At 72.7% G+C, this 21,495-nt stretch carries 18 protein-coding genes; 13 read left to right on the forward strand and 5 right to left on the reverse strand.

The genetic code is table 11. From position 1 onward, the window contains the following. The first annotated feature begins 47 nt into the window (after window positions 1–47). From ahcY to ACWEPX_RS17295, 6 genes are all read left to right on the forward strand, one after another. On the forward strand, window positions 48–1,526 hold the full coding sequence (gene ahcY, locus ACWEPX_RS17270; RefSeq protein WP_451898169.1) for an adenosylhomocysteinase: 1,479 nt from the start codon (window positions 48–50) through the stop codon (window positions 1,524–1,526). Between the two features lie 359 nt (window positions 1,527–1,885). Further along, entirely contained in the window at window positions 1,886–2,638 is a 753-nt protein-coding gene (locus ACWEPX_RS17275) for a lantibiotic dehydratase C-terminal domain-containing protein (protein ID WP_451898170.1), read from the forward strand. Between the two features lie 26 nt (window positions 2,639–2,664). Then, on the forward strand, window positions 2,665–3,294 hold the full coding sequence (locus ACWEPX_RS17280) for a dTMP kinase (RefSeq protein ID WP_451898171.1): 630 nt from the start codon (window positions 2,665–2,667) through the stop codon (window positions 3,292–3,294). A 49-nt stretch (window positions 3,295–3,343) separates the two neighbouring features. Beyond that, window positions 3,344–4,021: an MtrAB system response regulator MtrA gene (gene mtrA / locus ACWEPX_RS17285; RefSeq protein WP_451898172.1), complete on the forward strand. Its 678-nt coding sequence runs from the start codon at window positions 3,344–3,346 to the stop codon at window positions 4,019–4,021. A gap of 7 nt (window positions 4,022–4,028) precedes the next feature. Continuing rightward, window positions 4,029–5,672, forward strand: a complete 1,644-nt coding sequence (gene mtrB / locus ACWEPX_RS17290; protein WP_451898173.1) for an MtrAB system histidine kinase MtrB — start codon at window positions 4,029–4,031, stop codon at window positions 5,670–5,672. Between the two features lie 86 nt (window positions 5,673–5,758). Beyond that, complete coding sequence (locus ACWEPX_RS17295; protein WP_451898174.1) at window positions 5,759–7,483, forward strand: LpqB family beta-propeller domain-containing protein; 1,725 nt, start codon at window positions 5,759–5,761, stop codon at window positions 7,481–7,483. A gap of 62 nt (window positions 7,484–7,545) precedes the next feature. Here ACWEPX_RS17295 and hpf read toward each other — a convergent pair whose 3' ends face one another. Both hpf and ACWEPX_RS17305 read right to left on the reverse strand, forming a co-directional pair. Further along, complete coding sequence (hpf, locus tag ACWEPX_RS17300; RefSeq protein WP_451898175.1) at window positions 7,546–8,175, reverse strand: ribosome hibernation-promoting factor, HPF/YfiA family; 630 nt, start codon at window positions 8,173–8,175, stop codon at window positions 7,546–7,548. A gap of 1,221 nt (window positions 8,176–9,396) precedes the next feature. Then, entirely contained in the window at window positions 9,397–10,053 is a 657-nt protein-coding gene (locus ACWEPX_RS17305) for a ComF family protein (protein WP_451898176.1), read from the reverse strand. Window positions 10,054–10,283: 230 nt separating this feature from the next. Between ACWEPX_RS17305 and secA the strand changes: the two genes are divergently transcribed. The 3 genes from secA (at window position 10,284) to ACWEPX_RS17320 (ending at window position 14,501) form a co-directional block, all read left to right on the forward strand. Continuing rightward, complete coding sequence (gene secA, locus ACWEPX_RS17310; RefSeq protein ID WP_451898177.1) at window positions 10,284–13,160, forward strand: preprotein translocase subunit SecA; 2,877 nt, start codon at window positions 10,284–10,286, stop codon at window positions 13,158–13,160. 69 nt (window positions 13,161–13,229) lie between these two features. Next, window positions 13,230–14,126 (forward strand): RNA polymerase sigma-70 factor, encoded by an 897-nt coding sequence (locus tag ACWEPX_RS17315; RefSeq protein WP_451898178.1) that lies wholly within the window; start codon window positions 13,230–13,232, stop codon window positions 14,124–14,126. 9 nt (window positions 14,127–14,135) lie between these two features. Then, a complete protein-coding gene (locus tag ACWEPX_RS17320) occupies window positions 14,136–14,501 on the forward strand; it encodes an HAD-IA family hydrolase (protein WP_451898179.1) in 366 nt (121 codons plus the stop codon). Here ACWEPX_RS17320 and ACWEPX_RS17325 read toward each other — a convergent pair. Next, window positions 14,478–15,254 carry a TrmH family RNA methyltransferase gene (locus ACWEPX_RS17325; protein WP_451898180.1) on the reverse strand — a complete coding sequence of 259 codons (777 nt, stop codon included), beginning with the start codon at window positions 15,252–15,254 and terminating at the stop codon, window positions 14,478–14,480. The genes ACWEPX_RS17320 and ACWEPX_RS17325 overlap by 24 nt on opposite strands. Before the next feature lie 16 nt (window positions 15,255–15,270). On the opposite strand from ACWEPX_RS17325, the gene ACWEPX_RS17330 reads away from it, so the two are divergent. Genes ACWEPX_RS17330 through pruA form a run of 3 tightly spaced genes read left to right on the forward strand, consistent with a single transcriptional unit; the run spans window position 15,271 to window position 18,619 of the window. Continuing rightward, on the forward strand, window positions 15,271–16,425 hold the full coding sequence (locus ACWEPX_RS17330; RefSeq protein ID WP_451898181.1) for a wax ester/triacylglycerol synthase domain-containing protein: 1,155 nt from the start codon (window positions 15,271–15,273) through the stop codon (window positions 16,423–16,425). A gap of 4 nt (window positions 16,426–16,429) precedes the next feature. Then, the gene (locus ACWEPX_RS17335; RefSeq protein WP_451898182.1) at window positions 16,430–16,933 is read left to right on the forward strand and encodes a DUF6912 family protein; all 504 of its coding nucleotides are present in this window, start codon (window positions 16,430–16,432) and stop codon (window positions 16,931–16,933) included. A 57-nt stretch (window positions 16,934–16,990) separates the two neighbouring features. Further along, window positions 16,991–18,619, forward strand: a complete 1,629-nt coding sequence (gene pruA / locus ACWEPX_RS17340; protein ID WP_451898183.1) for an L-glutamate gamma-semialdehyde dehydrogenase — start codon at window positions 16,991–16,993, stop codon at window positions 18,617–18,619. Between the two features lie 61 nt (window positions 18,620–18,680). On the opposite strand, the gene ACWEPX_RS17345 is transcribed toward pruA, so the two are convergent. Further along, window positions 18,681–19,529, reverse strand: coding sequence for a hypothetical protein (locus tag ACWEPX_RS17345; RefSeq protein ID WP_451898184.1), 849 nt, complete (start codon window positions 19,527–19,529; stop codon window positions 18,681–18,683). A 148-nt stretch (window positions 19,530–19,677) separates the two neighbouring features. On the opposite strand from ACWEPX_RS17345, the gene ACWEPX_RS17350 reads away from it, so the two are divergent. After that, entirely contained in the window at window positions 19,678–20,451 is a 774-nt protein-coding gene (locus ACWEPX_RS17350; protein ID WP_451898185.1) for a helix-turn-helix domain-containing protein, read from the forward strand. 18 nt (window positions 20,452–20,469) lie between these two features. Here the strand turns inward: ACWEPX_RS17350 and rsgA are convergent, their stop codons facing one another. Then, window positions 20,470–21,495 carry a ribosome small subunit-dependent GTPase A gene (gene rsgA / locus ACWEPX_RS17355; protein WP_451898186.1) on the reverse strand — a complete coding sequence of 342 codons (1,026 nt, stop codon included), beginning with the start codon at window positions 21,493–21,495 and terminating at the stop codon, window positions 20,470–20,472.

Genomic DNA, 21,495 nt, shown 5'->3' on the forward strand with positions numbered 1-21,495 from the left:
GCGGCGGTACTGTCTCCCAGGGAACCACAGTCTGGAGGAATCACCTGATGAGCGCTGAAGACACGCGGGAGCGGTTCAAGCAGACCCGCAACGGCATCGACTTCGCCGTGGCGGACCTGTCCCTGGCCGAGTTCGGCCGCAAGGAGATCCGGCTGGCCGAGCACGAGATGCCGGGTCTGATGGCGCTGCGCCGCGAGTACGCCGACGTCTACCCGCTGCGGGGCGCGCGCATCTCCGGCTCGCTGCACATGACCGTGCAGACCGCGGTGCTGATCGAGACGCTGGTCGCGCTGGGCGCCGAGGTCCGCTGGTGTTCCTGCAACATCTTCTCCACCCAGGACCACGCCGCCGCCGCGGTGGTCGTCGGCCCGCACGGCACCGAGGAGGAGCCCAAGGGCGTCCCGGTGTTCGCGTGGAAGGGCGAGACGCTCGAGGAGTACTGGTGGGCCACCGAGCAGATGATGACCTGGCCGGACGGCTCGGGCCCCAACATGATCCTCGACGACGGCGGTGACGCCACCCTGCTGGTCCACAAGGGCGTCCAGTACGAGAAGGCGGGCGTCGTGCCCGCCGCCGACGAGGGCGACGCCGAGGAGTGGAAGATCATCCTCGAGACGCTGCGCAACTCCCTGGCCGCCGACTCCGGCAAGTGGACCAAGATCGCCGAGGGCATCCGCGGCGTGACCGAGGAGACCACCACCGGCGTGCTGCGCCTCTACCAGCTCGCCGCCGCGGGCGAGCTGCTGTTCCCGGCGATCAACGTCAACGACTCGGTGACCAAGTCGAAGTTCGACAACCGCTACGGCATCCGCCACTCGCTCATCGACGGCATCAACCGCGGCACCGACGTGCTGATCGCGGGCAAGGTCGCCGTGGTCTGCGGCTACGGCGACGTCGGCAAGGGCTCGGCGGAGTCGCTGCGCGGCCAGGGCGCGCGGGTGGTCGTCACCGAGATCGACCCGATCTGCGCGCTGCAGGCGCTCATGGACGGCTTCGAGGTGCGCTCGCTGGACGAGGTCGTCGAGCAGGCCGACATCATCATCACCACGACCGGCAACAAGGACGTGGTGTCCGCCGAGCACATGGCCCGGATGAAGCACCAGGCGATCCTGGGCAACGTCGGCCACTTCGACAACGAGCTGGACATGGCGGGCCTGGCCCGGGTCCCCGGCGTGCGCCGCATCAACATCAAGCCGCAGGTCGACGAGTGGGTGTTCCCCGACGGGCACTCGATCATCGTGCTGTCCGAGGGCAGGCTGATGAACCTGGGCAACGCCACCGGCCACCCGTCCTTCGTGATGTCGAACAGCTTCTCCAACCAGGTCATCGCCCAGGTGGAGCTGTTCACCAAGCACGAGGAGTACGACAACGAGGTCTACCGGCTGCCCAAGAAGCTGGACGAGAAGGTCGCCCGCATCCACGTGGAGGCGCTCGGCGGCACGATCACCAAGCTGAGCAAGGACCAGGCCGAGTACATCGGCGTGGACCCGGAGGGCCCGTTCAAGCCGGAGCACTACCGGTACTAGGCGCTCCCCGGCGAGCAGGCGGCCCCGCTTCGGCGGGGCCGTTTCTTTGTGACCTGCGTCTCATGGTCGTAACAAGATCGGGTTCGGCGGCGAACTTGCATAGTTCCGGTGCGTGCAGGGGCGTGCCGGACCGCAGACCGCCCCGGGGGGTGGGCTGCCGCCGCGGGCGGTGGATGGGGGAGCCGCCGCCCGCGGCGGGCTTGCGCATGCTGGGAGATGTGACGCGGGGCACTCGGATGTGACGATTTCACCCTGTCCCGTGAGCACGTCAGGTGCCCGTCAGCTGCCCGGGACATCATGGCTGGGGTACCGCTCCGTGCGTCCGTCCCAACCGGACGGATGGTGAAGGAGGAGGTCGGATGACCCGCACCGCAGCACCCCTGCGCCCCCGATCCTGGTCCGCCGTGCAGTGCCGCGCCGATGACCTCGACCAGTTCATCGTCGACCGCGTCCGCCCCCTGCTCGACGGCAGGCGCATGGCGGGCCAGCTCGCCGACTGGTACTTCCAGCGCGCCGCCGACGACGTCCTGGTCATCGGCCTGCGCGGGGCCGACTGGTGCAGCGCCCAGGCGCTGCGCGCCGACCTGGCCAAGGTGGCCGGGGGCGTGGCCGAGGCCGAGCACGCCGTCGACGCCGGGTTCGGCCCGGCCGCCCCGGCCGAGGACGTGTTCTGCCGCGGCACCGAGCTGGCCGTGGCCACGCTGGCCGCGGGCGCGGACAAGCAGACCGCCGCGACCGAGCTGGTCGTCGCCACCGCGCACGCCCTGCGCCTGGACCGCGCGGCCACCGCGGGCTGGCTCGGCGGCGGCGCCCCCGGCGGCAGGCCGCTGGACGTGCGCTGGACCCGGCTGGCCCGCACCCGCGACCACGACCTGATCCGCTGGACCAACGCCGTGCGCCGGGCCCGCCGCGCCGCCGAGGGCCAGGCCGAGGCCCCCGTCGCCGGGCAGTGGCGGGAGGTCTGGCGCGAGCACCTGGTCCGCCTGCTCAACCGCGTCGGCATCACCCCGGCCCAGACCCGGGCGCTGTTCGCCAGCACGGCCGCCGCGCTGGCCATCCAGGACCCCTTCGCCAGCGACCCGCTGCACCTGGACCTGGCCGCGGCGGTCTAGCGCCCGCGGCCACTAAGGTGGCGCCCGTGGGTCGACTCATCGTGATCGAGGGGCTGGACGGCGCGGGCAAGCGCACGCTCTCGGACAAGCTCGTCGCCGCCCTCGCCGACCACGGGGCGAGCGTGGCGATGCACGCCTTCCCCCGGTACGGCCGCTCGGTCACCGCCGACCTGGTGCGCGACGGGCTCTACGGCAGGCTCGGCGGCTTGGGGGACGAGGTCTACGGCATGGGCGTGCTCTACGCCCTCGACCGCCTCGGCGCCCGTGACGAACTGCTCGCCGACCTCGACCGCCACGACGTGGTCCTGCTGGACCGCTACGTCGCCTCCAACGCCGCCTACGGCGCGGCCCGCCTGCACGAGGACGCATCGGGGGCGTTCGTGCGGTGGGTCCGGGAGATCGAGATCGACCGCTTCGGCCTGCCCGTGCCGCACGCGCAGGTCCTGCTGCGGGTGGCCCCCGAGGTCGCCGCCGAGCGCACCCGGGGCCGGGAGAGCACCGAGGCCCAGGCGCGCGACACCTGGGAGGTCGACGGCGGGCTGCAGGCGCGCTGCGCCGCCGTCTACGACCAGCTCGCCGCCGAGCACTGGCTCTCGCCCTGGCACCCCGTCGACGGGGGCGACGCGGTGGCGCTCGCCGCAGCTGTCCTGGCCTGATGCCCCTGCCGGTCGACGCGCCCGGGCCGACCAGTGCGAATATGTCCGCATGAAGGCACGTGTGCTGGTTGTGGACGACGACCCCGCCCTGGCCGAGATGCTGACCATCGTGCTGCGCGGCGAGGGCTTCGACACCGCGGTGGTGGCCGACGGCTCGCGGGCGCTGCCCGCGCTGCGCGAGTTGAAACCGGATCTGGTCCTGCTGGACCTGATGCTGCCCGGGATGAACGGCATCGACGTCTGCAAGGCCATCCGCGGCGAGTCCGGCGTGCCGATCGTCATGCTGACGGCCAAGAGCGACACCGTCGACATCGTGCTGGGCCTGGAGTCCGGCGCCGACGACTACGTGGTCAAGCCGTTCAAGCCCAAGGAGCTCGTGGCCAGGGTGCGCGCCCGGCTGCGCCGCACCGAGTCCGAGCCCGCCGAGGTGCTGGCCATCGGCGACCTCACCATCGACGTGCCCGGCCACGAGGTGACCCGCGACGGCAAGGCCATCCAGCTCACCCCGCTGGAGTTCGACCTGCTGGTCGCCCTGGCCCGCAAGCCGCGCCAGGTGTTCACCCGCGAGGTCCTGCTGGAGCAGGTCTGGGGCTACCGGCACGCCGCGGACACCCGGCTGGTCAACGTGCACGTGCAGCGGCTGCGCTCGAAGGTGGAGCGCGACCCGGAGCACCCCGAGGTGGTGCTGACGGTCCGCGGGGTCGGGTACAAGGCGGGGCCGCCGTGATGCGCCGGTGACCGACTTCCTGGAGCGCCGCGGCCGGGCGGCGGCGGCCGCGGTGGCCCGGCTGGTGGCCGCCGCCAAGCGCCGGTCGGTCGCCTTCGGCGTGCTCTGGCGGCGCTCGCTGCAGCTGCGGGTGGTGGTCAGCACGCTGGCGCTGGGCTCGGCGGTGACCTTCGTGCTGGGCATGGTCCTGCAGAGCCAGATCACCCTGCAGCTGGTCGCCGTCAAGGAGGACGCCGCCTCCCAGCAGACGCGCGACCTCGCCCAGACCGTCGAGCGCGAGCTGGCCGGGCTCACCCCGAACGCCGCCGACCTCGACGGCAAGCTGCAGAGCGCGCTGAACAAGATCACCAGCACCGGCCCGGACGAGCCCGGCGGCACCGGCTCGGCGGGGGCGTTCGAGCCCGTCCTGGCCAGCCACGGCGCCGACGGCACGGTCGCGGTGGCCGGGCCGTACGAAGACGTGCCCGAGGAGATGCGCCGATTCGTGCGCAACGCCCAGGGCCAGATCATCGGGCAGAACCACACCACGGTCCGGGACGGGGCCCAGGTCACCTACCTGATCATGGGCACGACCGTCACGTCATCGCCGCCGTCGGTGCAGCTCTACATGCTCTACCCGCTCGACAGCGAGCAGAAGACGGTCAACGTCGTGCAGAACACGCTGATCGTCGGCGGCCTGGTGCTGCTCGCGCTGCTGGCGGGCATCACCAACCTGGTCACCCGGCAGGTCGTCATGCCGGTGCGCCGCGCCGCCCGCGCCGCCGAGCGCTTCGCCGACGGCGAGCTCGACGAGCGCATGGTGGTCGTCGGCGAGGACGACGTGGCCCGGCTGGCCCAGTCCTACAACGAGATGGCCGAGAGCATCGAGCGCCAGATCCGCCAGCTGGAGGAGTTCGGCCAGCTCCAGCGCCGGTTCACCTCCGACGTCTCGCACGAGCTGCGCACCCCGCTGACCACCGTGCGCATGGCCGCCGACGTGCTGCACGCCTCGCGCAAGCAGTTCCCGGCCGGGCTGGCCCGCTCCACCGAGCTGCTGGTCGACGAGCTGGACCGGTTCGAGACCCTGCTGGCCGACCTGCTGGAGATCTCCCGGCTGGACGCGGGCGTGGAGGAACTGGTCGCCGAGGAGACCGACCTGCGCGACATCGTGCGCAGGGCGCTGGACTCGGTGCGCGTCATCGCCCGCAACACCGGCACCGAGCTGGTGCTGGACCTGCCCGACGAGCGCGTGGTCGCCGAGGTCGAGCCGCGCCGCATCGAGCGCATCCTGCGCAACCTGCTCGGCAACGCCGTCGACCACGCCGACGGCAAGCCGGTGGAGGTCCGCATGGCCGCCGACGACGACGCGGTGGCGATCACCGTGCGCGACCACGGCGTCGGCCTGCGCCCCGGCGAGGCCGAGCTGGTGTTCAACCGGTTCTGGCGCGCCGACGCCTCCCGCAACCGCCAGACCGGCGGCACCGGTCTGGGCCTGGCCATCAGCCTGGAGGACGCCCGCCTGCACGGCGGCGGCCTGGACGCCTGGGGCGAGCCGGGCGAGGGCGCCTGCTTCCGCCTCACCGTCCCGCGCCGCCAGGGCGAGGAGTACCGGACCAGCCCGCTGCCGCTGCCGCCCGCCGCTGCCCCCGCCGTCGAGGAGGCGCTGCCGTGACCCGTTCCCCCGCGACCTGTTCTCGCGCGACCTGTTCCCGCGCGGCCCGTTCCCCCGTGATCCGTTCCCGCGCGACCAGTTCCCGCGTGACCCGTGCCCTCGTGGCGCTGCTGGCCCTGGCCTTCCTGACCAGTTGCGCGACCATCGCGGCCAACACCCAGCCCCGGGTGATGCTGGAGAACCCGGGCGAGGCGCCCGACCCGATCAGCGGCCCGCGCCCCAACGTCGACCCCTACACGCTGGTTCAGGACTTCCTGGACACCGCGGACAACGTCGCCGCCGCCAAGACCTACCTCACCGAGGAGGCCGCGGCGACCTGGCCCGCCGAGGCCGACATCACGATCATCCAGAACAACGTGACCACCCGCCCGGACCTCGGCCACTCGCCCCCGGACGGGCAGGACCCCGACGTCAAGCACATCACGCTGGGCACCAACGCCATCGGGGAGCTGAAGCACGGCGGCAGCTACTACCCGTCGGTCCAGCAGCGCGAGTACAAGATCGTCCTGCGCCGGGGCGCCGACCAGCAGTGGCGCATCGCCCAGGCGCCGCGCTACCTGCTGCTCACCAAGAACCGGTTCGAGGCCGCCTACCGCCGGGTCAACCTGCAGTTCTTCGACCCGGCGCTGCGGGTGCTGGTGCCCGACCCGCGGTGGGTGGCGATCGAGCCGCGGGAGAGCCTGGCCAGCCGGGTGGTCGACCTGCTGCTGGCAGGCCCGTCGGAGGGCCTGCAGGGCGCGGTCGTCTCCACGCTGGAAGGGGTCGAGCGGCACACGAACGTCGTGCAGGACAACGACGGCGCGATCCGCATCAACCTGACCAAGCTGGAGGGCAAGTCGCTCGACGAGCGCAAGCGGATGGTCGCCCAGCTCGTCAACTCCCTCGGCGGCATCACCCTCAACAAGCTGCGCATCCTCGACACCGGCAGCGCGCTCATCCCGGACCGCCAGGACTGGCAGCCCGACGACGTGCCCGCCTACGACTCGCTGGCCACCCCGCGCGCCGAGCTGGTGGGCCTAGCGGTGGCCGACAACCGCATCGTCAGCCTCGCCGACGGCAGGCCGATCCAGGGACCCGCGGGCGCGGGGGCCTACAAGCTGCAGAGCGGCGCCCAGTCCCTCGACGGCAGCCACCTGGCGGTGGTGGAGCCGGTGGCCGGGGGTGTCCGGCTGCGGGTGGGGCCGATCGACCAGCAGTTGCAGGTGGTGACGCTGGAGAACGCCACCTCCCTCACCCGCCCGACGTGGACCCCCGGCAACACCCGCGACGAGAGCGGCAACGAGGTCTGGACGGTCGTCAACGGGACGCTGGTGGTCCGCGCGGTCCGCGGCCCGGACAACGTCTGGCGCGCCCACCCGGTCGACGCCTCGGACCTGACCAGGGGCAACGGCCACATCACCGAACTGCGCCTGTCCCGCGACGGGGTCCGGGTGGCCGCCGTGGTCAACAACGAGATCCGCGTCGCCTCGATCGTCCGCACCGAGGAGTCGGTGGGCATCCGCGCCTCGCGGACGCTGCACCAGGGCACCATCAGCAGCGTGACCAGCCTCGACTGGAGCGAGCGCACGGTGCTGGTCGCGGCGACCAAGCTCCCGGCGCTGCCGGTCGTCTCCACGGCCATCGACGGCGTGGACTACACCCCGTACCTCAGCACCAACCTGTCCCTGCCGGTCACCTCGATCACCGCGTCGCCCAGCCGCGAGGTCATCGTCACCGACCAGGTCGACATGTGGAAGACGACCCAGCCCGGGAAGGTCTGGCTCAGCGACCCGCCGAGCGCTGCGAACTACCGCCCGTTCTACCCGGGCTGACCCCGGCTGCGGGTAGCGCGAATCCCGGGGTCGGGGTCGACCCCGGGATCCGCTCGTGGAGGTCAGACCAGTCGGATGACGCCGTAGTCGAAGCCCTTGCGGCGGTAGACCACGCTGGGCTGTCCGGAGTCGGCGTCGGCGAAGAGGTAGAAGTCGTGGCCCACGAGTTCCATCTCGTAGAGGGCCTGGTCGACGGTCATGGGCTTGGCGGGGTGCTCCTTCTCCCGCACCACCTGCCCGGGGAGGTTCTCGTTCTCGGCGTCCCAGCGCTGCTCGGGCACGTCGGCGGCGCTGTCGTAGGACGGGGCTTCGGCTTCCAGCACGGCGATCCGCTTGCCGTTGACCTCGGAGGTCGCCTCGGCGACGGAGGCGGGGCTGCGGCGGCCGTAGTGCACGCGCCTGCGGTCGTGCAGGCGGCGCATCCGGTTCTCCAGCTTGGTGACGGCCATGTCCAGCGCGGCGTAGAAGTCGCCCGCGCAGGCTTCGGCCCGGACGGCAGGGCCCCTGCCCTTGCCGGTGATCTCGACGCGCTGGCAGTTCTTGTGCTGCCTGCGGTTGGGCTCGTGGTACAGCTCGACATCGAAGCGGATGACCTTGCGGTCGTACCGCTCCATCCGGCTGAGCTTGTCCTCGACGTGCACTCGGTAGTGATCGGGCACCTCGACGTTACGGCCTTTAACCACGATGTCCATACACGACCTCCCTTGCTGGGGATTGATCAGAGCCGATAGTCGTAGCGACGGCGCCGGACGAGTTCCGGATCGGATCCAGACGGGCGGTCAGGCCGCCTCCGGCGCCAGGGTCATGGGCTCCTCGCCTCCTCCCCGCCAACCGGGAACGCTGATAGCGCACGACGGTAGCCCGGGTTTCGGTTCTGCAACAGCCCCCTCGGCGGGGGACACGCCGCGAAACGGAAAAGTCACACGCCGCAACAACGCCCCAGCTCCCCAAGGCCCCGCCGCCAGCCCCGACGCCGGACGGGTGTACCCCCGTTCACCACGACGGACGCTGGCGCGGTGCACCGCGATGTAGTAGAGCGCGCCCCCGAACGGCCCGCGGGCACCCGCTGGCCTACCCACTCCCGGACCCATTCGGCGGCTCATAACCGGCCAACGGACGACATGCCCGGAAGGTTCCCACTCCCCGGTTCACTCATGTGGGCGCACGCGAACGTCCCACGTCCTGGGATAGATGTCCCGTCATCCAGATCCACCCCGTCCTTCCCGCCGCTCCACCCCCACATCCCCGATTCGTTCGATGCAAACCGAAATTTGCACCCCGCCGCTCCGCTTGCCAACGCAGGCAACCGGTTGACCGCAACTCCCGCAGTGCGCGATGAGACCTCCCTGGTGGGTGTTCGTTGTGGATTGATGCTGAAGGTTGTTGTGGGCTACCGAGGTTCGCCCCCGCCGAACCCGACAAGCCCGCCAGAACGCGCTACCTGCCCGCAAATCCGTCCGACAGCAAGCGGTCGGTAGTGGATTGAGGTCGGCCAGAAAGGGAACACAACAAGGTTCGCCACAGCAAGGAATCCGAAACGGCGCCCCCACGCCCACGCCCACGCCGCCCGCGGAACGCACGGTGAGGTACGCGGGCGACCCGACCCCGTGCGACGGCCCCCGTGGCGGGATGTGGGGTGCGCGCGGGGATAGCGGTGCGGACTCGTGTGGTTGTGGGCGTGGCTGCGTTGCACTGGACATGGGCGGACACCTGCGGTGGTGTAGGGGCGGGAGATTGGCGGACCTCGGCGGAGTCGGCGCGTGGATCTTGTGGGTGCGGGACTCGGCTTGGAGGCGGGGCTGAGTTCGCTGAAGGCTGGGCGGCCGGGCCTGCGGGCGCGGGTTGAGGGACGTGGGAGAGACCTCGCCGGGGGCCGGGATGGGCGGTTGGGCGCTCCGTGGTGGTGAGGGCGGCTAGAGGGTGACGGTGAGGGCTAGGGCGGCGGCTACGGGGAGGCCTGCGGATTTGAGGGCGTTGACGCAGGTCGCCGCGGTGGTGCCGGTGGTGATGACGTCGTCGATGAAGAGGAGGGGGGCGGTGGGGGGTCGGGTGGGGGTGGTGACGTGGACGCGGTTGTGGAGGTTGGTGGCTCGGGCGGGGGCCGAGAGGGTGGTGGAGTCGCGGGCGGATCGGTGGAGGTGGAGGAGGGGGGCGACGGAGGCGTCGACGCCTGCGGTGCGGAGGGTGGTGGCGGCGTGGGTGGCGGCCAGGGTCATGTGGTTGCCGCCGCGTCTGCGGAGGGCGGCCGGTCGGGACGGGGCCGGGACCAGCACGCAGCGGGGGGTGAGGGACTCGCGGGTCAGGACGCGGGGGACGGCGGCGGCGAGGATCTGGCCGATGGGGGTGGCCAGCTCGCGGCGGTGGCGTTCCTTGTAGGCCAGGACCAGCTTGCGGGCCGGCCCGGCGTACGGCAGGGCGGCGTACGCGCGGATGCCAGCCAGGACCGTGCGGTGTACGGAAAGCAGCCCCGCCGCCGCCCCGCAGCGGGCGCACCAGGTCACCCCGGGGGTGGAGCAGCCTGCGCAGCGGCGGGGGAGCAGCAGGTCGAGCAGCGCGTAGATGATGTCCATGCGGCCAGGCTGCCCGAATCCGCACGGCCGCCGAGCGAGTTGTCCACAGGCCCCGGGCCATCCACAGTGTGTGAATCGGAGTGGTAATCGGACCGTGGAACCATGTAGGCGCGTGGACCGTTGGTCCCGGGAGAGCGGCCTGCGCGTCGAGCTGCGGGTTGCCTACGATGGCGGACAGGAGCGCGCCGTGTGAGCGGGCGCACGAACGGACTACGAGCGAGGTCGACCGGATGGTGCTGTCCCGAATCCTGCGCGCTGGCGAGGGCAAGATGCTCAAGCGGCTGCGCACCATCGCAGCGCACATCAACTCGCTGGAGGAGGACGTCGTCGACCTGACCGACGACGAGCTGGCAGGCAAGACCGACGAGTTCCGCCAGCGCCACGAGGCGGGCGAGGACCTCGACGACCTGCTGCCCGAGGCGTTCGCGGTGGCCCGCGAGGCCGCCAAGCGGGTGCTCAACCAGCGGCCCTTCGAGGTGCAGCTGATGGGCGGGGCCGCGCTGCACCTGGGCCAGGTCGCCGAGATGAAGACCGGTGAGGGCAAGACGCTGACCTGCGTCCTCCCGGCCTACCTCAACGCCATCTCCGGCAAGGGCGTGCACGTCGTCACGACCAACGACTACCTCGCCCGCCGAGACGCGGAGTGGATGGGCCGCGTGCACCGCTTCCTCGGCCTCAAGGTCGGCGTCATCCTCAACGACATGACGCCCGAGCAGCGCCGGGCCGCCTACGCCTGCGACGTCACCTACGGCACGAACAACGAGTTCGGCTTCGACTACCTGCGCGACAACATGGCGCACAACCTCGACGACATGGTGCAGCGCGAGCACAACTTCGCCATCGTCGACGAGGTCGACTCCATCCTCATCGACGAGGCCCGCACGCCGCTGATCATCTCCGGCCCCGCCGACCAGTCCAGCCGCTGGTACCAGGAGTTCGCCCGGCTCATCCCGCTGATGAAGCGCGACGTGCACTACGAGGTCGACGAGCGCAAGCGCACCGTCGGCGTCAGCGAGAAGGGCGTCGCCTTCATCGAGGACCAGCTCGGCATCGAGAACCTCTACGACGCCTCCAACACCCCGCTGGTCGGCTACCTCAACAACGCGCTCAAGGCCAAGGAGCTCTACAAGCGCGACAAGGACTACGTCGTGCGCGACGGCGAGGTCCTCATCGTCGACGAGTTCACCGGCCGCATCCTGGCCGGGCGCCGCTACAACGAGGGCATGCACCAGGCCATCGAGGCCAAGGAGAAGGTGGAGATCAAGGCCGAGAACCAGACCCTGGCCACGATCACCCTGCAGAACTACTTCCGCCTCTACAACAAGCTCTCCGGCATGACCGGCACGGCCGAGACCGAGGCCGCCGAGTTCCACAACACCTACAAGCTCGGCGTGGTGCCCATCCCCACCAACAAGCCGATGATCCGCGTCGACCAGCCGGACCTGATCTACAAGACCGAGGAGGCGAAGTTCCTCGCGGTCGCCGAGGACATCGCCGAGCGGCACGAGAAGGGCCAGCCGGTGCTGGTCGGCACCACCAGCGTCGAGCGCTCGGAGTACCTGTCCAAGCTGCTGACGAAGATGTCGATCCCGCACAACGTCCTCAACGCCAAGCACCACGCGCGGGAGTCGGCGATCGTCGCGCTCGCGGGCCACAAGGGCGCGGTCACCGTCGCCACCAACATGGCCGGTCGAGGCACCGACATCATGCTCGGCGGCAACCCGCAGCACCTGGCCGAGGAGGAGCTGCGCAACCGCGGCCTGGAGCCGGACTCCGAGGAGTGGCGCGCCGCGCTGCCCGCCGCGCTGGAGAAGGCCGAGCAGGAGGTCGAGGCCGAGCGCGAGGAGGTGCGCGCCGCGGGCGGGCTGTACGTGCTGGGCACCGAGCGGCACGAGTCCCGCCGCATCGACAACCAGCTGCGCGGCCGCTCCGGCCGCCAGGGCGACCCGGGCGAGTCCCGGTTCTACCTCTCCCTGGGCGACGAGCTGATGCGCCGGTTCAACGCCGCGATGGTCGAGCGGGTCATGACCATGCTCAACGTGCCCGACGACCAGCCCATCGAGGCCAAGATGGTCACCCGGGCGATCAAGAGCGCGCAGACCCAGGTCGAGCAGCAGAACTACGAGATCCGCAAGAACGTCCTCAAGTACGACGAGGTCATGAACAAGCAGCGCAAGGTGATCTACGCCGAGCGCCTGCGGATCCTCAAGGGCGAGGACATGCACGACCAGGTCCAGCACATGATCACCGATGTGGTGGGCGCGTACGTGACCGGCGCGACGGCCGAGGGCTACGCCGAGGACTGGGACCACGGCAAGCTGTGGACCGCCCTCAAGGGGCTCTACCCGATCTCGCTGACCTGGGAGGGCCTGCTCGACAAGGCCGAGGCCGATGGCCGCGACCTCGACCACGAGTACCTGCACGAGGTCCTCACCGAGGACGCGCTGGCCGCCTACGGCGCCCGCGAGGCCGACATCGACGGCCGGGTCGGCCCGGGCGCGATGCGCGAGCTGGAGCGCCGGGTCATGCTCTCGGTGCTCGACCGCAAGTGGCGCGAGCACCTCTACGAGATGGACTACCTCAAGGAGGGCATCGGCCTGCGGGCGATGGCCCAGCGCGACCCGCTGATCGAGTACCAGCGGGAGGGCTACGAGATGTTCGGCACGATGCTCGAGGCCCTCAAGGAGGAGACGGTCATCCTCCTGTTCAACGTCAAGGTCGAGGCCCAGGAGCAGGCCCCGCCGCCGAACGTGCAGCTCACGGCCGCGCCCAGCGCGCTGCCGCAGGTCCGCCAGGACCCGGCCGCCACCGCCCGCCAGCAGGAGCTGGCCGCCCGCCAGGCCCGCGCCCAGGCCGCGGCCGAGGCGGCCGCCGCCCAGCGCGCCGCCGCGCTGGGCACCGCCGACCAGGTCCCGGCCGCCCTGCGCAACCTGGGCGCGCCGCAGGCCCCGCAGCAGCTGAGCTACTCCGGCCCGGCCGAGGGCGGTGGCGTGACCACCTCCCGCTCGGACGGCAACGGGGCGGGCGCGGCCGCGGCGGGCACCCGCCGCGAGCGCCGCCAGGCCGCGCGCGACCAGGCCAAGAAGGGCGGCAAGAAGCGCCGCTAGCGCTGTCACAGCCGGGGCCGCTGCCTTGTCTACAGGGGTGGAAGGCAACCCCAGACGAGAGGCGGCCCCGTGCTTGACGACCTGCGGCCCACCGCGTTCGCCATCGCCTACCGGATGCTCGGCAGCGTGTCCGAGGCCGAGGACGTGGTGCAGGAGGCGCTGCTGCGCGTGCACCAGGCCCAGGCGGCGGGCGAGCGGATCGACTCGCCCAAGGCGTTCGTGGCGACGGTGACGACCCGGCTGTCGATCAACGAGCTGCGCTCGGCGCGGGCCCGCCGGGAGCGGTACGTCGGCGCCTGGCTGCCCGAGCCGATCCTCACCGACGGCCGCGACGACCCGGCCCAGCACGCCGCGACCGCCGACTCGCTGTCGCTGGCCCTGCTGGTGCTGCTGGAGAGCCTGTCGCCGGAGCAGCGGGCCGTGCTGCTGCTGCACGACGTGTTCGGCTACGGCTACCCCGAGATCGCCGAGATCGTCGGCAAGAGCGAGGACAACCTGCGCCAGCTCGCCACCCGCGCCCGCCGCCGGGTCAAGGAGCGCAGGCCGCGCTTCGAGACCACCCGCGAGCAGGCCGCCGAGCTGGCCCGGCGGTTCTTCGCCGCCGCCGAGCAGGGCGACCTGGCCGGGCTGGAGGCGCTGCTGGCCCACGACGTGGAGCTGACCGGCGACGGCGGCGGCAAGGTCCCGGCCTTCGCGCGCACCCTGCGCGGGCGCAGCCGGGTCGCCCGGACGCTGGTCAACGGGTTCCGCGCGGTCATCGCCCTGCCCGGGGTGTCGCTGCGGCCCGCTGAGGTGAACGGCGGGCCGGGCGCGCTGGTCCTCGACGGCGGCGAGCGGCTGATCGGGGTGATGGCGCTGGACTTCGCCGACGGCCGGATCGCGGGCATCCGCTCGGTGGTCAACCCCGACAAGCTGGCCCACCTCGGCCCGGTCGGCGACGCCTGGGCGGTGCTGCGCCGGGAATAGACTGGCCCGATGTACGAGGCGCTGGTGGTCGACTACGCGGGCACCTTCACCGACCCGCCGATCGAGGCCGCGGTCCGCACCGCGAGGGACAGGGGCCTGCGCACCGCGCTGCTGTCCAACGCAGACCACGTCCCGCACGGCCTGCCCGGGCTGTTCGACGCCGTGGTCGTGTCCGGTGAGGTCGGCTACGGCAAGCCCGACCGGCGCATCTACGAGCTGGCCGCCCACCGCATCCGGGTCGCGCCGAGCCGGTGCGTCTACGTCGACGACGTGGCGTCCTACGTGCGCGGTGCGGTCGCGGCGGGCATGACCGGCGTCCACCACACCGCGGCGGAATCCACTGTGGAGGAGCTAGCGGTGCTGCTGGGCCTGTGAGCGCCGCACCAGCTCGAAGCACAGCACCGCGGCGGCGCTGGCCACGTTCAGCGACTCGACGCCGCCCGCCATCGGGATCGACACCCAGTCGGTGACCAGCGCGCTGACCTCGGGGGAGACCCCGTGCGTCTCCCCGCCCAGCACGAACGCGCAGCGCCCGGGCAGCTCGGCGGCGAACACCGTGCGCCGGGCATCCGCGGCCAGCCCGACCAGCGGGTAGCCCGCCGACCGCAGCGCCTCGGCGGCCTCGGCGGCGGTGTAGCAGCGCAGCACCGGCGCGGTGAAGGCCACCCCGGCCGACGCCTTGACCACCAGCGGGTCCAGGCCCGCGACCCCGCGCCGGGGCACCACGATCCCGCCGATGCCCGCCGCGGTGGCCGTCCGCAGGATCATCCCGACGTTCGCGGGCGTGGTGATGCCGTCCAGCAGCAGCACCGTGCGCGGCGGTGCGGACATGGCCGAGGTCAGCGACCGCATCCGGGGGGCCACGACGTCGGCCAGCACCCCCTGGTCCTGCTTGCCGTTGCCCGCGAGCACCTTCACCCGCTGCGCGGTCGCGCGGTGCACCGCCACCCCGCGCTCGCGGGCGGCGCGCAGGATCTCCGGGGCGCGGGCGTTGTCGGCGAGCAGCACCTTGTCGATCGACAGGGACCGGTCGGCCAGCGCCTCCAGCACCGGCTTGCGCCCGTAGACGGTGAGGAAGCGATCTTTCGGCGATGCGGTGTCGGAGGCCACAGCCGTCAAGGATCGCATGTGCCAGGATCGGGGCGTGCCCGACCGCCTGTCCGCCGCCGACGCGGCCCTGCTCGCTCTGGGGGACGTGGCCCCGCCGCGGCACGCGGGGTCGGTGGCGGTCTTCCGGCGGCCCCGGTCGGGCTTCGACCACGCCGCTCTCGTCGAGCACGCGCTGGCCCGGGCCCCGCGCCTGCGGCAGCGGGTCGCGGCCGTCCCCGGGCGGCTGGCCCGGCCGGTCTGGGTGGACGACCCGGACTTCGCCGTCGCCCACCACGTGCGGCGCACCGCGCTGCCCCCGCCCGGCGGGGACGCCCAGCTGGCGGACCTGGTCGCCCGGGTCATGGCCCGGCCGCTGGACCGCGACCGGCCGCTGTGGGCGGCCTACCTGGTCGACGGCCTGGCTGGCGGGCGGATCGCGCTGATCACCAAGACCCACCAGGTCCTGGCCGACCGCGCGGTCGACCTCGCCGCCGCCCTGCTCGCCGACGCCCCGCACGAGGTGGGCGCGCCCCGGCCGTGGCGGCCCCGGACGCCGCCGGGTGCGGTGCGGCTGGTGGCCGACGCCGTGACCGACACCCTCCGCAGGCCCGCCGAACTGCTGGATAACACCCGCGCGACCGTGTCCGGCCTGGTCGGGGCCGGTGCGCGGGTGGCGGGCGCGCTGGGCCTGCGGCCCGCGGCCGCGGCCGGGCCGCGCCGCTTCGCCGTCGCCAGGGCCCGGCTGGGCGACTTGCGCGCGATCGGGGCCGCGCACGGCGGTACCGTCAACGATGTGGTGCTCGCGGTGGTGACCGGGGCGCTGCGGGCCTGGCTGCGGTCCCGCGGCGAGCCGCTGACCGCCGTGCGCGCCGAGGTGCCCGCCGATGCGCGCGTGGTCGACCTGCCGGTGGCCGAACCCGACCCGGTGACCCGGCTGCGCCGGATCAGCGCGGGTCGGCCCGCCAGCCCGGGCGCGCGCGGCCCCGCGGCCGCCGTCGCGGTCACCGCCGTGCCCGGCCCGCGGTACGCCGGGCGGGCCCGGCTGGCCGAGGTGTTCCCGGTGCCCGCGCCAACCGGGGCCGACGGCCTGGCCGTGGGCGCCGCCTGCTACGGCGGCGGGGTCTACTTCGGCCTGACCGCGGCCAGGTCCGATGTGGACGCGCTGGCGGCGCACCTGGGGGAGTCCGTGGTGGAACTAGGGAAAGCGTGATCAGGTGAGGGTCTACATCCCGGCGACGGTGGCCATGCTCAAGGCGCTCAACGCCGACGGGGAGCTCAGCGCCGTGGGCGGCACCGCGTTCGCCCTGACCCCGGCGCTGCGCGAGTCGTACGCCAGCGGCGGCGACGAGGAGCTGGAGTACGCGGCGATGCTCGACGCCGCCCGGGCCTCCCTGCGCCTGATCAACGCCGAGCTGGCGGCCGACCCCGCCGCCGCGGTGCGCCGGGCGGTGGTCTCCGCCGACGTCGACGGCGCGGAGCTGCGCCCGGACCTCGACCACGCCGTGGTGCGGCTGGCCGGGCCGGTGCCGCTGAAGGTCGTCGCCGCCGTGCACCTGGACACCCCCGACGCCGAGGACGCCGTGCGGGCCGCCGCCGCGGTCATCGATGCCGCGGACCTGGGCGACCCCGATGCCGAGTTCACCCTGGGCGACGCCGAGGACCACGACCTGGCCTGGTACGCCCCGCAGGAGCTGCCCTTCCTGCTGGAACTGATGTAGTCATCCTATGACAGGATGTACTTGCCGCACACCCGCGATAAGGAGGCGAGCCACACGATGGACGCCGTTTCGTCCGTTCCCGCCCCGGCCAACGAGCCGGTCGACCCCTACCTGCCCGGCAGCGCCCGCCGGGAGTCGCTGAGCAGGCGCGTCGCCGAGCTGGCGGGCGAGCGGGCCGAGCTGACCATGACCATCGGCGGTGAGCAGCGGATGGCGGGCGGCGACCGGGTCGACGTCGTGCAGCCGCACAACCACGCGCACGTGCTCGGCGTCACCGCGCAGTCCACCCACGCCGACGTCGCCGACGCCGTGGCCGCGGCCAAGAAGGCCGCCCCCGCCTGGCGGGCCCTGCCCTTCGACGAGCGCGCCGCGATCCTGCTGCGCGCCGCCGACCTGCTGGCCGGGCCGTGGCGGGACACCCTCAACGCGGCCACCATCCTGGGCCAGTCCAAGTCCGTGCAGCAGGCCGAGATCGACAGCGCGTGCGAGCTGATCGACTTCTGGCGGTTCAACGTCGCCTTCGCCCGGCGCATCCTGGAGGAGCAGCCGGAGTCGGCCCCCGGCTTCTGGAACCGGTTCGACCACCGCCCGCTCGACGGCTTCGTCACCGCGATCACGCCGTTCAACTTCACCGCCATCGCGGGCAACCTGCCCACCGCGCCCGCGCTGATGGGCAACACCGTGGTCTGGAAGCCCTCGCCGACCCAGGGCCTGGCCGCGCACTACACGATGCGCCTGCTGGAGGCCGCGGGCCTGCCGCCCGGGGTGATCAACCTGGTCACCGGCGACGGCAAGGCCGTCAGCGAGGTCGCCATGACCGACCCGGAGTTCGCGGGCCTGCACTTCACCGGCTCCACCGCCACCTTCAAGGCGCTGTGGCGGATGATCGCCGAGAACCTCGACACCTACCGGTCCTACCCGCGCATCGTCGGCGAGACCGGCGGCAAGGACTTCGTCGTGGCCCACCCGTCGGCCGACCCGGCCGCGGTCGTCACCGGCCTGGTCCGCGGCGCGTTCGAGTACCAGGGCCAGAAGTGCTCGGCGGCCTCGCGCGCCTACATCGCCCGCTCCCTGTGGGACGGCGGTCTGCGCGAGCAGCTGGTCGACACGGTGAAGACCCTGACCTACGGCGACGTCACCGACTTCTCGAACTTCGGCGGCGCCGTCATCGACGCGCGGGCCTTCGCCAAGCACAAGACCGCCCTGGACGCGGCCGCGGCGAACTCCTCCATCGAGGTGCTGGCGGGCGGCACGGCCGACGACTCGGTCGGCTACTTCGTCCAGCCGACGGTCCTGCTGGGCAGCGACCCGCTGCAGGAGCCGTTCACCACCGAGTACTTCGGCCCCATCCTCGCCGTCCACGTCTACGACGACGCCGAGTACGCCAAGGTGCTGGAGCTGGTGGACACCTCCAGCCCGTACGCGCTGACCGGCGCGGTGTTCGCCACCGACCGCGCCGCCGTCGAGCAGGCCCACCAGGCGCTGCGGTTCAGCGCGGGCAACTTCTACGTCAACGACAAGCCCACCGGCGCCGTCGTCGGCCAGCAGCCCTTCGGCGGCTCGCGCGCCTCGGGCACCAACGACAAGGCGGGCTCGATCTACAACCTCCAGCGCTGGGTGAGCCCGCGCTCGGTCAAGGAGACCTTCGTCCCGCCGACCGACCACCGCTACCCGCACATGGGCTGAGCAGCGAGAACGCCCCGCACCCGGGAATCGGGTGCGGGGCGTTCTCGTGTGGTTCGCGGGGTCAGTTGCCGCCCGGGAACTCGCCGACCTCGCTGGCGGCCGGGGCCTCGACCTCGACCGGGCTGCCCCAGTCGGTGTAGTCGACCTGGACCTTGACCTTCTGGCCCTGGATGGTCATCTCCGAGACCATCCGCACCGGGAGCTGGTCGTCGTTGACCCACACGTCGTAGGTGACGGTCTTCAGGCCGGCCTTCTCCAGCTCGGCGGCCGAGTCGGGGTCGATGCCCAGGTTGTTGTCCTCGGACAGCTTGGCCAGCTCGACCTCGATGGTGTACTTCTGCGTGTCCTGGCCGTCGATCGTGTCGGACTGCACGTCCTTGATCTCGCCGACCTTGGCGAACTCCGACAGCATGGTCCGCGGGTCGGACCGCTCCGCGGTCTGCAGCAGGCTGCCCAGCTGCGCGGCCATCGGGTTGTTCGGGTCGCTCGGGTCGAGCTTGAGCCACGGCTTGGCCGGGTCGACGCCCGCCTGGGCGGGCATCTTGATGTACATGATGCCCTCGACCAGGCGCATCTCCATGCTGCCGAAGCCGGGGACCTCCATGGTCATCGCCATCGCGGTGTCCGCGCCCGCGAACCGGAACTCGCCCTCGGCGTTGATCTGCTGGCCCGCCGCCGAGGTCACCATCTTCATCTTCGCGCTCTGCGCGTCGGAGCTCTTCGCGCTGACCGCGTCGCTGAGCGCCTTGATGCTGTCGAAGGCGGCCGTGCCCGCGTCGCCTGCGGCGCTGGTCGTCGGCGCGTTCGCGCCGGGCGTGCCCGCGACGCCGGGGGTGGTCTCACCCCCGCAGCCAGCCAAGGTCAGGCCCGCCAGCGCCAGCCCGGCGACGAGCAGCTTCGTCTTGCCCATGGGATCCCCTCGGTAATCGGTGTATGGAACCCAAGACGCCGCGGACGGCGGGACGGTTCCACTGGAGGGGACTCTACGTAACCCCATTCGGCCGAATGCCCGCAGCCCTCGCCGCTCGTTGAACAGCGCGGAGGGAAAGGAGGAGGCGATGGCCATGGCACAGGCACGCGACGCGCGCAGGTTGCCCGCCGACATCCTCGGCGACCTGCGCAGACGGGTCGTCGCGTCGGTGGAGTCCGGGGTGGCCCAGGTGGAGGCGGCCCGGCGCTTCGGCGTCTCCCGGCAGACCGTCGGGGTGTGGGTGCGCGACTACCGCAACCGCGGCGAGGGCGCGTTCCGGCCCAACCGGCGCGGCCGCAAGCCCGGCGAGCAGCTGGCGCTGACCGCCGCCCAGCAGCTCGACATCGCCAAGGCGGTCGCCGCCGGGCCACCCGAGGCCGTAGGACTGGACGGCCTGGTGTGGAACCGGCAGGCGGTGATGGACATCGCCCGCGCCCGCTTCGGCGTGCCGCTGGGCCTGACCACGGCGGGGAACTACCTGGTGCGCTGGGGCTTCCCGCTCCCGCTGGACCTGCTGCGCGAGCTGCGCGTCGCCGCCGCGCGGCCCGCCGCGGCGCCCGAGCAGCCGTGGCTGCCGGGGGCCGAGGTCGTCTGGGTCGGCCACGGCGCCCCGACCTGGTGCGCCGACGCGCCCCGCACACCGGTGCTGCACGCGGTCTCCAACCGCGGCGCCCTGTCCTTCCTCGCGGGCGACCCGGACTCCCCGGACGACGTCCACGACTTCCTGTCCCGCCTGGTCCGCCAGACCCGCCGCAGGCTCAACGCCGTCGTCACCTGGCCCCTGCCGACCCCCGACCGCCTGCCCCGCCACCTGGCCTTCGCCGACTGCGCCCTGGCCGTCCGGGTCGCCCCGGCGGGCTGAGGACGGCGCCCGGGCGGGTCAGGTCGCCTGCTCCTCGGGCCCGCGGTCCTCGGCGCCCGCGCGGGAGGCGAGCAGGCGGCGCAGCGAGGCCAGGCGGCCGGGGCGGGCCTCGCCCGCGGCCACCACGGTGTCCAGGTAGCAGTCCGGGTCCTCGGGGGCCCCGCGGTGGCCGCAGCCGGGCGGGCACTCCTCGGCGGCGGCCACGAACTCCGGGAAGGCCGCGACGATGTCGTCCGGCTCGATGTGGGCCAGGCCGAACGAGCGGATGCCGGGGGTGTCCACCACCCACCCGCCGTCGGGCAGCGGCAGCGCCACGGCCGTCACCGACGTGTGCTTGCCCTTGCCGACCGCGCTCACCTCGCCCGTGCGCCGGAAGGCGTCCGGCACCAGCCGGTTGACCAGGGTCGACTTGCCCACGCCGGAGTGCCCCACCAGCGCCGACACCCGGTCGGCCAGCCGCTCCCGCAGCTGCGCCGGGTCGGCGTCGTGGCGGGTCACCTCGACCGGCAGGTCCAGCTCGGCGTACCCGGCCAGCAGCGGGCCGGGGTCGGCCAGGTCGGCCTTGGTCAGGCACAGCACCGGCTCCAGCCCGCCCGCGTACGCCGCCACCAGGCACCGGTCGATGAACCCCGACCGCGGCGGCGGGTCGGCCAGCGCGCACACGATCACCAGCTGGGCGGCGTTGGCCACCACGACGCGCTCGAAGGGGTCGGTGTCGTCGGCGGTGCGCCGCAGCACGCTCGTGCGCTCGGCCACCCGCACGATCCGCGCCAGCGTGTCCACCGCGCCCGAGGTGTCGCCCACCAGGTCGACGGTGTCCCCGACCACCACCGGCGTGCGCCCCAGCTCGCGGGCCCGCATCGCCACCACGATCCGCCCGGGGTCGGCCTCGACCGCGCACGTCCAGCGGCCCCGGTCCTTGCCGACGACCATCGCGGTCACCGCGTCGGAGTGGGCGGGCCTGCGCTTGGACCGCGGCCGGGTGCCCTTGCCCGGCCGCACCCGCACGTCGCTCTCGTCCAGCTTGCGCCAATCGCGGGCCAT

Source organism: Actinokineospora sp. NPDC004072 (assembly GCF_053604195.1).